A 12,370-nucleotide genomic window follows, 5' to 3' on the forward strand; every position below is an offset into this window, starting at 1 on the left:
CAATCTGATACTGTGAGTTACCCTGCCGTTTGGAAATAAGGGGGAGAATGTCTTTTTGTTTGAATCGGCGCTGGGTTAAAGAAACTTCCCGAAAGGTTTGATGCGCATTAAAAAGCCGGCGGGCGAGGTCTTCGGATTGTGCCTCCGATTGAACTGTGGTCAAGGTAATCAGCAAAAAAAGTAGGTGTGAAACAAATATCCGCATGGTGGTATAACGCCATTTTGTAATCGCAATGTACAAATAAATTTTCTAAGCAAATTTTAATGTATTTTTTACAATTCAGCTTTCTGACTTTTGTAAATTATACTTACATTTGTGGCATGTTAAGAGCTGAAACATATCATCGTTTTCATCATAGCCATCTGGCTTTCGGACGTCTTGGGTGATGTGTTTTTGCAAGTAGTGTTGTAATAAGGTTGAATACATAGTATCCCAGAAGCCCGATTTTTCTAAATCGGGCTTTTTTTATTCTGGTTTCAAAATCTCACAATTGGATGAAAACCGTCATAATCAAGTATAACGCAGGAAATGTGCAGTCGGTGATGTACGCGCTGGATCGTATCGGGGCCAGTTACCTGTACACGGACGACGTGGAGGAGATCAGATCTGCCGACAAAGTCATTTTTCCGGGAGTAGGAGAGGCCAGTACTACGATGAATTACCTCAGGAAGGTAGGGCTGGACAAGGTGATACCTTCATTGAAACAGCCGTTTTTCGGAACCTGTATCGGTATGCAGCTAATGTGCCGCTTTTCCGAAGAAAATAATACGGAATGCATGGGGATCTTTGATGTGGATGTGAAACGTTTTTCCGCTGCCCCAGGCATAAAAGTGCCTCACATGGGCTGGAATAACATTTCAGGATACAAAACAGCATTGACTAACGACATTCCCGACAATGCCTACGTTTACTTTGTACACAGCTACGCCGCACCGGTTTGCGACTATACCGTGGCGAGTTGTGACTACGTGCTCCCATTCAGTGCAATGCTCCATAAAGACAATTTTTACGCAGCGCAGTTTCACTGTGAAATAAGTGGTGACGCGGGGCAGAAGATTTTGGAGAACTTTTTGAAAATTTGAGTTAACAGACTGATTGACAATGATTGAAATTATACCTGCCATTGACCTGATCGAAGGAAAATGCGTGCGCCTGACCCAGGGAGATTATAGCCAGAAAACCATTTATAATGAAAATCCGGTGGATGTGGCGATGGAATTCGAGGACGCGGGCATCAAGCGGCTGCATTTGGTGGACCTGGACGGAGCGAAGGCGAAAAAAGTGATCAACTGGAAAGTATTGGAAAGAATTGCTTCCAAAACAAAACTACATATAGACTTTGGCGGTGGGGTCCAGTCGGATGATGATCTGAAAGTGGTTTTTGAAAGTGGTGCCAAGCAGGTAACTGGTGGTAGTATAGCCGTGAAGCAACCTGAGGTTTTCGAAAACTGGCTGGCTGTGTACGGAGGCGACAAGATTATTCTGGGAGCCGATGCAAAAAAAGAAAAAGTGGCAGTGAGTGGCTGGGAAGAAGGGACCGAGATTTGGGTTTATGATTTTGTCGAGAAATGGGTCGAAAAAGGAGTCAAATACACCATTAGTACTGATGTCGCCAAAGACGGCCTGTTGCAAGGACCTTCTTTTGACCTATATAAAAATATGCAGGACAAATGCCCTGATCTGCAAATTATTGCCAGCGGAGGGATCAGCGGATTGGCAGATGTGGAGAAACTGGCGGAAATGAATATTTATGGTGTGATCATTGGCAAGGCAATTTATGAAAACAGGATCAGCCTGGCCGATTTACAGCGTTTTACAGTTTAGGATATGCTCACAAAAAGGATAATTCCCTGTCTGGACGTCAAGGATGGCCGGACGGTAAAAGGTGTCAATTTCGTAAATCTCCGTGATGCGGGGGATGCCGTGGAGCTGGGCGCTCTCTATGCTGCCCACGGCGCCGATGAGCTGGTGTACCTGGACATTACCGCTACCATCGACGGCCGCTCAACTTTTATCGATCTGGTACGTCGGGTGGCGCATACGATCAACATTCCATTCACAGTCGGTGGCGGGATTTCGTCCATCGCGGACGTTTCTGCATTGTTGCATGCTGGGGCTGACAAGGTTTCAATCAATTCGGCAGCTGTCAAAAATCCGGATCTGATCAATGAGCTGTCACTGGAATTCGGCAGCCAGTGTATCGTGGTCGCGATAGACACCCGTTACATTGCCACGGATCATGGGCAGGAGCACATTGTACATACACACGGGGGTAGGAAGCCTACGGAATTGCGGACCATAGCATGGGCCAAAGAGGTAGAGGAGCGCGGAGCAGGCGAGATTTTGCTGACATCCATGGACACTGACGGTACAAAAGCAGGATTTGCATTGGACCTGACCGCCACTGTTTCGGGTAATGCTAATATTCCGGTGATAGCCTCGGGCGGTGCGGGGAGTATGGAACATTTTTATGATGTGTTTACCACCGGAAAAGCCGATGCAGGGCTTGCAGCAAGCATTTTCCATTTCAGGGAAATTGACATTCCTGATCTAAAAAAGTACCTGCACGATCAAAATCTGCCGATCAGAATGACGCGTTAAGGAAGTGAATCGGGACTTTGTAAAGCATAATCTGAAACAGAATGCCGGCGTGATGAAACGAATTAGCCGGAAAGAATGCAACTTTGCCTAAATGAATTATTAAAAATGAGCGATACCTTTTCCACCATTGATTTTGATAAATCGGCCGACGGGCTGGTGCCTGCCATCATTCAGGATGTAAATACCGGTAAAGTCCTAATGTTGGGTTATATGAATGCAGAAGCATTGCTAAAGACCAAAACGGAAGGCACGGTAACATTTTTCAGTCGCAGCAAACAACGTTTGTGGACGAAGGGTGAAACATCCGGTAACTTTCTTTTTGTGAATGGAATAACCGCCGATTGTGACGGTGATACCATCCTGATCAAAGCCACTCCGGCGGGCCCAACCTGTCACACCGGAGCAGATACATGCTTTGGGGAAAAAAATAGTCAGGATACACGAATCGGGGAAGCGTCCTTTCTCAATTACCTTCAGAAGGAAGTGATCCGTGAAAGAAAATTAAACCCTTCTGATGAGTCCTATACGAGCAGTCTTTTCAAGAGAGGGATCAACAAGATCGCGCAGAAGGTAGGGGAAGAAGCGGTGGAGGTGGTGATCGAAGCGAAGGATGACGACAACGATCTTTTTAAGAGCGAAGTTTCTGATCTTTTGTTTCACCTTTTGGTCTTGTTAGAGCAAAAAAACATTGACTTAGATGAGGTAATTAGCGTACTTCGTAGCCGTCACCAATAAAACGGATACTGTATGAAGTTACTCCTACGCCTTGTAATCAGTACTTTGGCAGTGCTGGTTGCCGCTCATCTTGTTCCGGGGGTTGTGGTTGCCAGCACAAGCACAGCCATCATTGTCGCCATCGTATTGGGATTACTCAATACTTTTTTGAAGCCAGTTCTTCAGATTTTAGCGCTGCCCATCACGATCCTCACCCTGGGGCTCTTCTATTTTGTCGTTAATGTTTTCATTATCTACCTCGCGTCCTCACTGATCGACGGATTTTCGGTGAACGGGTTCATTCCTGCGTTACTCTTTGGTCTGGTGGTTTCTGTGGTTTCTGCCATTCTTGGTATGTTTTTGGATTAGTGTACTAGAAAAGCCCTGGGTTGGGCCGTACATGCATACACATGATTTGATTGCTACCGCTTATGCTAAGTCAATTAGAGGAAATCAAGGACACGCTTTTTAAATATTTCGAGACACGTATCGATTTATTTAAAATTGAAACAAGAGATAAAATTGAACGTGCGGTCGTCATGGCAATTTACGCCGCGATCCTGCTTTGTCTAGGGCTGACTGTACTGATACTGATCGTTATTTTATTGGGTACATTCCTGAATAAATGGCTTCACAGCGATTATTTGGGCTTTCTGATACTCCTCGGCGTCTTCATTCTCAAACTAGTCATTACGATCGTCTGGCGCGAGGGAATCGTTACTTTTATCCGCAATATGATCGTGCGGTTTGTCAAGGTAAAGGAAGATTAATGTGCCTGATGGTGTATTATTGCAGATAATTTTGCGCCAAATTGCTATTTTTGGGTTCCTTTTGGGTATTTCTTACGCCACTATTTAAAACAGGTACTGAAATGAGTTCTTCACCAGAATCGTCCGTCAAGATTACAAAGCCGTTTTCATCGGACACGGATCAGGAAAAAAAGGAATTGCTGCAAGATGCGGACCTTTATAAAGACAAGCTGGAACTACAATGGAGCGATCTCAAAAAGGACGCTACCGAGTATGGAAAGCAGGCTCTGGTGATAGGAGGGGTACTTGCTACCACTTTTTTGGTCATGAATGCCGTTTTACCAAAGAGCAAAAAGGACAAAGAGAAATCTGAGGAGCCAATAATACCTGCCCAAAAAAGCAAAATTCCGAAAAAGAAAACCCAATTTGCGGTTGGACAAGCCGTTCAAAGTTTAGCCTGGACATTGGCTGTGGGATGGGCACGCCAGAAGCTAAAACATTTAATTGCAGATGAACGAAAAACCGAATGAAAACAGCGAATCATAAAATCGCAGACCTCCTTTCGACCAGAAAACAAGAAAAAAGGAAATCGTTTGCTGTTCTCTTAGATCCTGATAAAGTCAATTTTTCTACTTTTCCGAAATTCCTCGAATATGCGGCCGGGCAAGGCGTAGACTTCTTTTTCGTTGGAGGAAGCCTGATTACCAACTACGCCATTGATCAGCTCGTTGCAGCGATTCATGAACATACCAGCATTCCTGCCATTCTTTTTCCCGGCAGCAGCCTACATATTGATCCTTCCGCAGATGCGATACTTTTGCTTTCCCTGATCTCAGGCCGTAACGCGGAATTGCTGATCGGGCAGCATGTAATAGCTGCACCTTTGCTCAAAAGAAGCGGAATAGAAGTGCTGCCCACGGGATATATGCTCATTGAAAGTGGCAGGCTTACCACAGTATCCTACATTAGCAACACCATTCCCCTGCCCCGCGACAAGCCGGGCATCGCCGCATGCACCGCACTGGCCGGAGAATATCTAGGTCTTAAAAATATATTTCTGGACGCAGGCAGCGGAGCACAGTTTCCGGTAAGCCCTGAAATCATTGCAGCAGTTCGTGGCAGCGTCGATACCCCGATCATTGTAGGCGGCGGGATCGATTCTTACGAAAAAGCGGAGGCAGCACTCACAGCCGGAGCCGACGTGATTGTGGTAGGTAACGGAATAGAACAAAATCCTGATCTGCTTCCCGAAGTTGCAGCCTGTGTGAAAGCATTCAACAGGAAATGGGAAAGTGTTTAATAGAACAATGGTAGAAATTATTGGATAAAATAAAGGGATTTGGGTGTTTTCTAAGGAAATTTTAAGTTCTTGGAAAAATACAATCTCCAAAGTTGGGAATATTCAAACTTATCATGTTACCTTTGCATCGAACCTTAATTACACCCAAGAAATGAAAAAATTCTTTGCATTTGCGTTTGTTGCCGGGATGGTAGCTTTCGCTGCTTGTACTAGCAAACCTGCTGACGAATCAGCTGATACTACTGCTGTAACTGTTGAAACTCCTATGGTTGATACTACAGCTGTTGATACTGCTGCTATCGTTGATTCAGCTGCTGCTGATTCAGTTAAGTAATCAGACGTACAAGTCGAAAATCTTGAAAAGCTCTATGAAAATAGGGCTTTTCTTTTTTTATTTAAGGATGAAAAATAAATCCTTTGCCTTGCATGTCCCTCCGGATGCAAGATCTTACTGCGAAGAATTATACAATCAATATCAATTCGATTTCTTCCTTTCACGCCCGCGCCGCACCCGGCTGGGCGACTTTACGGTAAAACCAGGTACTACTCCGCGGATAACCGTTAATGTTAACCTTAATCCATACAATTTCCTGATCACGTACATTCATGAAGTGGCGCATTGTGCCGTACATTATCTGTACAAAGGTCGTCTCAGGAAACGAGTAGCTCCGCATGGTATCGAATGGAAGCGGGAATTTGAGCGGCTTTTGCAACCGGTCATGAATGAAAATATTTTCCCCGAAGACATCCTGGCTGCTTTGCTTCGTTATTCTAAAAACCCGACCGCGTCCACGGGCGGTGACACATTACTTTTTAATGCCATCAGAAAGTACGACGAGCAGGCACTGAACTCCGGCAGGGTAGCATTGGTTCAGCTCAATGAAGGTTCCAGCTTTGTTTTTCAAAACAGGCAGTTTACCAGGGGTATTTTGAGAAGGACCCGCGTTCTTTGTACGGATAAGGCTTCTAAGCGTCTTTACACCATTCCCGCTCATGCATTGGTTGAAGCATGTTGATCTTCGGAAATCATTGATCCGTTCAGTTTTTAGCTGTCTGGGATTCCTACTTTGCCTTTCTTTACAAGCCCAGCAGTCGGTTCTGTCCACGGGGAACTGGTATAAGATTGCCATTACCCAAACCGGTATTCACAGGATCGATGCGGCTTTTTTACAAAAAATGGGCATGGACGCAGCAAGCGTGGCCCCTGGCCAGATCAGGATCTATGGAAATGGCGGAGGTATCTTGCCGCAGGCTAACAATGCAGGTTATACCAATGCATTGATAGAGAACGCGATATGGGTACAGGGAGGCGAAGACGGCAAATTTGACCAAAGCGATGCCATTTGTTTTTACGCACAAGGCCCGCATGTCATTCAATATGATTCTGTCAAAAAAGAATTACAACATATTACCAATTGCTACACCGATACGAGCTACTACTTTCTCACATTCGGGCAGGGAAATGGGCTGCGCGTGAAGGAATTACCCGCAGTCGCAGGAAAAAATGTGCCGATAATAAGCCAATATGACGATTATTGGTACCATGAAAAGGAAGCGACTAACCTTCTCAAATCAGGAAGGGAATGGTGGGGTGAATATTTGTCAGGGTTAGCGGTTTTCAATGTGGATGCCAATATGCCGGATGTGGTGCCGTCGTCGAGGATCAATGTCCGTGCCTCGGCCATCGGCGCGGCGCAGGTACCAACAAAATTTCGCTGGCAGCTCAATGGGCAACCCATTGGCGAGGGTAGCATTGGAACCGTCACCAATGCTACCTACGACGTTAAAGCTTTGCGTTCAGAAGCAAGTTACGCTGCCACTGCATCAATAACACCGCCAGCGCTTTTTACGGTTGGGGTAACTTATGATAGGAATGGGCAGAATTCGGCGCAATCTTATCTTAATTATGTCGGTTTGCAGGCGAAAAGACATTTAAGGCTTTATGATCAACAGCAGATTTATCATTTTTTACCACAAAATACGGATACTGTTCATTATCAGTTTGGTAATGCTATGGACGGGGTCTTTCTCTGGAATATTACAAATCCTTTGACTCCATCAGTAGTAACAAGCCGCAATGCAGCCAGCATTTTTGATTTCATTGCCAACGGTGGTGGGGGAGTCGGCAAATACATTAGTTTTAAACCGGAACAGGGTTATGTACCGTCTTCCTGGCAACACATCAATAACCAGAATATTGCGATATCCGAAACGCCCGATCTGCTGATCGTAACCGCGCCGGGCTGGGAGGCGGAAGCAAAACGGCTAGCTGCATTCAGAAGTGAGAACGATGGACTCGAAACTTTGGTAGTCACTACAGACCAGATTTACAATGAGTACGCTTCCGGCAGGCCCGACATGACGGCTATCCGTGATTTTGCCAGGCAGCTTTACCGAAAAACTCCGGGTAAACTGAAATACCTGCTGCTATTTGGAGATGCGACTTACGATTATAAAAATATCTTACAAAACCAATCATTGCAACAACGCGCAAACTGGGTGCCGGTTTACGAAAGCAAAGAATCGCTGAATCCGGTATCAACCTATTCTTCGGAGGATTACTATGGTTTTATGGAACCCGGTGAAGGAGCCTGGACAGAGTCGGCGGCGGGAGATCATACGGTGGAAATTGGAATCGGCCGTCTGCCGGTAAAATCGGCTGCGGAGGCAAAAATAGTGGTTGACAAACTGATCCTTTACGCATCCGGACAATCTGCGGGTAGCTGGAAAAACCAGGTCAGGTTTGTGGCAGACGATGGAGATGGTAATGTGCATCAGCAGCATGCCGACCAGCTTGCGAAGATGATACAGCCTTATTTTCTGTCGTCGAGATTATTTATGGATGAATTCCCGCAAACCACTACAACATTAGGACAAAAAGCACCTGCACTCAATGGAGCTATCCGGGAAAGCATTAATAAAGGTACATTGATCCTTAACTACACCGGCCACGGCGGAACGACAGGTTGGGCGGAAGAGCAAATACTCACCCTGGCGGACATGCAAGCATCCCGTGGAATGAATAATTTGCCTCTACTATTTACCGCAACCTGCGATTTCGGAAGATATGATGATCCGGGGATCGTTTCTGGCGCAGAACTCATGGTACTAAGCCCTCGTGGATCGGCCATCGGGGCAATAAGCACGACCCGTCCGGTTTACGCGAGTACCAATTTTACATTAAGCAAAGCATTTTATGAGTCTCTGACCAAAATAGGCCGGGATGGGAGAATGGGGGATTATTTTAAAGAAACTAAAAACAAATCACTTGTAGGTAGCCTCAACAGGAACTTCACGCTACTAGGCGACCCTTCCATGAAATTGGGCTTGGCACAAAGGGCTGTCCGCTGGGCGCAAAAACCGGATACATTACGTGCATTGCAGAAGGTAATGCTGAAAGGGGAAGTGTATGAGTCAGGTAGCGGGCTGAAAGATGCTACATTCAATGGCATTGCCCGGATTGCGGTTTACGACAAGACCACGGAATTTCAAACGCTCGGCAATGAAGATCAGCCGAGGACTTACTCAGAATTTCGCAGCAAATTGTTTGATGGAAACGTACGGGTAGTAAATGGCTTGTTTACGTGTGAGTTTGTGATGCCGAAGGATATTGATTACAGGATAGGAGTAGGCAGGGTGAATGTTTATGCGGTTGCGTCCGACAGTATTATGGATGCGGGAACGCAGCTGGATGTGGTCGTAGGCGGCAGCGCGAGTCTGGGTAATGATAAAACACCCCCGCAGGTGTCTGCTTTTCTTAATCATGAATCATTCAAAGATGGTGACACAGTTGATCCATCGCCCGTATTGATCATGCACGTCAGCGATGAAAACGGGATAAATCTTTCCAAATCAGGCATCGGGCATGCGATTACTTTAACATTGAATGATACAATGACGATCCCATTGAATGATTACTTTACGGCTAATCTTGACGATTATCGAGCAGGTGTGATCCGTTATCCGTTCGAAAATCTGCCAACCGGTAAATATGTTATTCGTCTAAAAGTGTGGGACACATATACTAACTTTTCCGAAATTGCGTTCGGTTTTCTAGTAGGTAAGAATCGTGGAATTAAACTCAACGCTCTGAATATATTTCCTAATCCGTTCGATAAGAATCTGTCATTTGAACTCAGCCACGATAGAGTAAATGATGATTTGGAACTAGTTTTGAATATCTTTCTTAAAAACGGACAGCGTTTGGGTACTTTCAGCTGGCAATATTATAACAGTGAACCAATTATCAAGGAATCTCTGAATTCCTCGCAATTGGGAAACTGGATTCCGGTCAACACTTTACTAGTATACCAGTTGTTGATCAGATCATTAAAAGATAATTCGGTAGACCAGCGATCCGGAAAGCTCATACGATCTCCTTAGGATAATAAAACTTATCATTTTTTTAGTAATAACTATCTTTCATTGTACTTTTGACCCTTTAAAGAAGCTGATTCAAAGCACTTCCTATCGCAAATCCAATTTCTATGAGACTTTTTTTTGTAGCAGTATCTTCTCTATTTATTCTAACATCAGGCACACTTTCGGCACAAGCTCAGGACAGCGTTCGCATCCCGGCATCACCACTATCCTTTTTAACATTTGCTCCTGATGCCAGAAGCGCAGCAATGGGGGAAGCAGGAGTTGCATTAAGCCCGGATGCTAATTCTACCTACTGGAATGCAGCGAAGCTTCCTTATAATACAAAAGACTTTGGTATTTCAGCTTCCTATACTCCATGGTTGAGAAACCTCGTTGACGATATGTGGATGGGATACCTTACAGCCTATAAAAAACTGGGAGATAAGCAGGCTGTTGCTTTTTCAGTTAACTATTTCAATAATGGCGAGCTTGACCTGCGCGATGCAGTAGGCACTCAAATGGGTTATTTTAACTCGCGGGAACTTGCCCTGGCCGGAACTTACTCACGTCAGCTCGGAAAGAACTTCTCTATGGGTCTGACCCTGAAATATATTTCTTCAAACCTCGCAGGTAATGCGGTTATCAATGGTGTTTCTTTGAGCGCGGCACGTGTCGCGGCGGGTGACATCAGTGCCTACTATAAAAAGCAATTCAAGAACGACGATACAGGCAGCGATCTGACCTGGTCATTGGGGGCGGTGCTTTCTAACCTGGGTGGTAAAATTAATTACGGCTCGGACTCAGGTACTGAGAACTTTATCCCAACTACACTGAAAATCGGAACAGGACTGTCGTTTACAGGTGATGGCCGCAACCGTTTTAACTTTGTAGTAGATGCCAGAAAACTAATGGTTCCAACACCGGATGGTACCAAATACAATGAGAGACCTTTGCTGAAAGGTGTATTCGGATCATTCTCTGATGCGCCGGACGGGTTTAGCGAAGAAATACAGGAGATCGGAATCGCGGTTGGTGCTGAGTATTGGTACAACAATATCTTCGCTTTGCGTGGGGGATATTCGGCAGAGAATAAAAATAAAGGAGATCAAAAATTCTTTACTGCTGGTGCGGGAGCACGTTTTATGGATAAATATGCTGTTGATTTTGCTTATTTATTCCCTGTTACCCAAGGTAGCCCTCTGGCCCAAACATTGCGTATCACACTTTCGCTTAGTTTGAACAAAGCTGAAAAATTGGACGTGAACGACACAGAAAACTAACTGAAATAAGAAATTTAAATTTTTCAAAACGAATGGCGTTATTGCAACGTCATTCGTTTTTTTATACTGATCTCTCAACATGTCATTGGACCGCACGATAGCCCCTGATTTCAAGATAATACGTTCTGTAAACTTGCCTGAGCCTAAAACCTACACACTTGACAACGGCATTCCGCTGCATGTGATCAACATTGGTGAGCAGCCGGTGATCAGGCTTGAATGTATTTTTGAAGCAGGAAACTGGTTTGAAAGTAATATAGGCGCATCCTATTTTGCGATCAAAATGTTGCCGGAAGGCACCAACTGGCAAACATCCCAGGAGATCAGTGAAGCGTTTGATATGATAGGCGCGTTCACGGAAATGACCCATACTTCCGACCGTATAGGAATCGTCGTTTACTGCCTTTCACGCTTCCTTCCGGAAGTTTTGCCGCAGATAAGCCAATTGATACAGGATGCTGCCTTCCCCGAAAAAGAACTGGAAGAATTGAGAAACATTACCATTCAGAACCTGAGGGTCAGCAAAGAGAAAAATGCATACCTGGCAACGACTGAATTCAGGGCTAAGCTTTTTGGTGCAGATCATCCTTACGGCCAGAGCCAGGATGAAACTAACCTGGCTACATTGTCTCCCGAGGCCATTCTCGCACATTATAACCAATACATTAAAGGAGGGAAGTTTACCGTCGTGCTTGCCGGACAGATTAGTGATGCAGATATCGATGTAGTAAACGAAACTTTGGGGAAAAGCACAGTTCAGGGCACCACAAATTGGACACATTATGCACCGTCAGGAACCTACCAGGGAGCCGAAATGGTAGTAGAGAGGCCTGAAAGTGTGCAGTCTTCCATTCGCATGGGACGCATATTGTTCAACCGTCACCATCAGGATTATTTCAAAATGCTGGTAACCAATGAGATCCTCGGCGGCTACTTCGGATCACGATTGATGAAAAACATCCGTGAAGAAAAAGGGCTTACTTATGGCATTTCTTCCCACCTGGTTACATTGAGGAATGAGGGTTACTTTATGATCGGGACGGATGTGAAAAAGGAGTTTACCCAGCAGACTATTGATGAGATCAAAAAGGAGATCAACAAGTTGCAGACAGAACTGGTAGGAGAAGACGAGCTTACTACTGTTAAAAACTTTATGGCGGGGGAATTTGCCGGGTCGCTTAACACCGCATTTGAAGTGGCGGATCGTCAGAAAATATTGCTACTTGACGGATTGCCTTCGGATTTCTTCAATCATTACATTGATCAGATCCACGCAACGACCAGCGAAGATATACGGCTGATGGCCAATACCTACCTGCAACCCGATGATATGCTGACGGTCATCGCAGGAGGCAAGTAGTAC

Annotated in this window: 13 protein-coding genes; all 13 read left to right on the forward strand. The window is 45.1% G+C overall.

From position 1 onward, the window contains the following. Positions 1 to 495: 495 nt before the first annotated feature. A complete protein-coding gene (hisH, locus tag ABIO93_RS09915; protein WP_348067061.1) occupies positions 496 to 1,083 on the forward strand; it encodes an imidazole glycerol phosphate synthase subunit HisH in 588 nt (195 codons plus the stop codon). Positions 1,084 to 1,102: 19 nt separating this feature from the next. Then, positions 1,103 to 1,825: a 1-(5-phosphoribosyl)-5-[(5-phosphoribosylamino)methylideneamino]imidazole-4-carboxamide isomerase gene (gene hisA, locus ABIO93_RS09920; protein ID WP_348067063.1), complete on the forward strand. Its 723-nt coding sequence runs from the start codon at positions 1,103 to 1,105 to the stop codon at positions 1,823 to 1,825. A 3-nt stretch (positions 1,826 to 1,828) separates the two neighbouring features. Then, on the forward strand, positions 1,829 to 2,602 hold the full coding sequence (gene hisF, locus ABIO93_RS09925; RefSeq protein ID WP_348067065.1) for an imidazole glycerol phosphate synthase subunit HisF: 774 nt from the start codon (positions 1,829 to 1,831) through the stop codon (positions 2,600 to 2,602). A gap of 105 nt (positions 2,603 to 2,707) precedes the next feature. Beyond that, positions 2,708 to 3,337, forward strand: coding sequence for a bifunctional phosphoribosyl-AMP cyclohydrolase/phosphoribosyl-ATP diphosphatase HisIE (hisIE, locus tag ABIO93_RS09930; protein ID WP_348067067.1), 630 nt, complete (start codon positions 2,708 to 2,710; stop codon positions 3,335 to 3,337). Positions 3,338 to 3,349: 12 nt separating this feature from the next. Continuing rightward, positions 3,350 to 3,685: a phage holin family protein gene (locus ABIO93_RS09935; RefSeq protein WP_348067069.1), complete on the forward strand. Its 336-nt coding sequence runs from the start codon at positions 3,350 to 3,352 to the stop codon at positions 3,683 to 3,685. A gap of 62 nt (positions 3,686 to 3,747) precedes the next feature. Further along, complete coding sequence (locus ABIO93_RS09940; RefSeq protein WP_348067071.1) at positions 3,748 to 4,086, forward strand: phage holin family protein; 339 nt, start codon at positions 3,748 to 3,750, stop codon at positions 4,084 to 4,086. 101 nt (positions 4,087 to 4,187) lie between these two features. Beyond that, positions 4,188 to 4,595 (forward strand): hypothetical protein, encoded by a 408-nt coding sequence (locus ABIO93_RS09945; protein WP_348067073.1) that lies wholly within the window; start codon positions 4,188 to 4,190, stop codon positions 4,593 to 4,595. Further along, positions 4,592 to 5,365, forward strand: a complete 774-nt coding sequence (locus ABIO93_RS09950; RefSeq protein WP_348067075.1) for a geranylgeranylglyceryl/heptaprenylglyceryl phosphate synthase — start codon at positions 4,592 to 4,594, stop codon at positions 5,363 to 5,365. Before ABIO93_RS09945 ends, ABIO93_RS09950 begins: the two co-directional genes overlap by 4 nt. A gap of 43 nt (positions 5,366 to 5,408) precedes the next feature. Continuing rightward, a complete protein-coding gene (locus ABIO93_RS09955; RefSeq protein WP_348067077.1) occupies positions 5,409 to 5,699 on the forward strand; it encodes a hypothetical protein in 291 nt (96 codons plus the stop codon). 67 nt (positions 5,700 to 5,766) lie between these two features. Next, a complete protein-coding gene (locus tag ABIO93_RS09960; protein WP_348067079.1) occupies positions 5,767 to 6,381 on the forward strand; it encodes a hypothetical protein in 615 nt (204 codons plus the stop codon). Further along, entirely contained in the window at positions 6,359 to 9,748 is a 3,390-nt protein-coding gene (porU, locus tag ABIO93_RS09965) for a type IX secretion system sortase PorU (RefSeq protein WP_348067081.1), read from the forward strand. Before ABIO93_RS09960 ends, porU begins: the two co-directional genes overlap by 23 nt. Before the next feature lie 104 nt (positions 9,749 to 9,852). Beyond that, positions 9,853 to 11,007, forward strand: coding sequence for a type IX secretion system outer membrane channel protein PorV (porV, locus tag ABIO93_RS09970; RefSeq protein ID WP_348067083.1), 1,155 nt, complete (start codon positions 9,853 to 9,855; stop codon positions 11,005 to 11,007). Between the two features lie 79 nt (positions 11,008 to 11,086). Next, on the forward strand, positions 11,087 to 12,367 hold the full coding sequence (locus tag ABIO93_RS09975; RefSeq protein WP_348067086.1) for a pitrilysin family protein: 1,281 nt from the start codon (positions 11,087 to 11,089) through the stop codon (positions 12,365 to 12,367). Positions 12,368 to 12,370: the final 3 nt, after the last annotated feature.

The sequence above is a fragment of the Dyadobacter sp. genome, assembly GCF_039919315.1.
Classification (GTDB): Bacteria; Bacteroidota; Bacteroidia; order Cytophagales; family Spirosomataceae; genus Dyadobacter.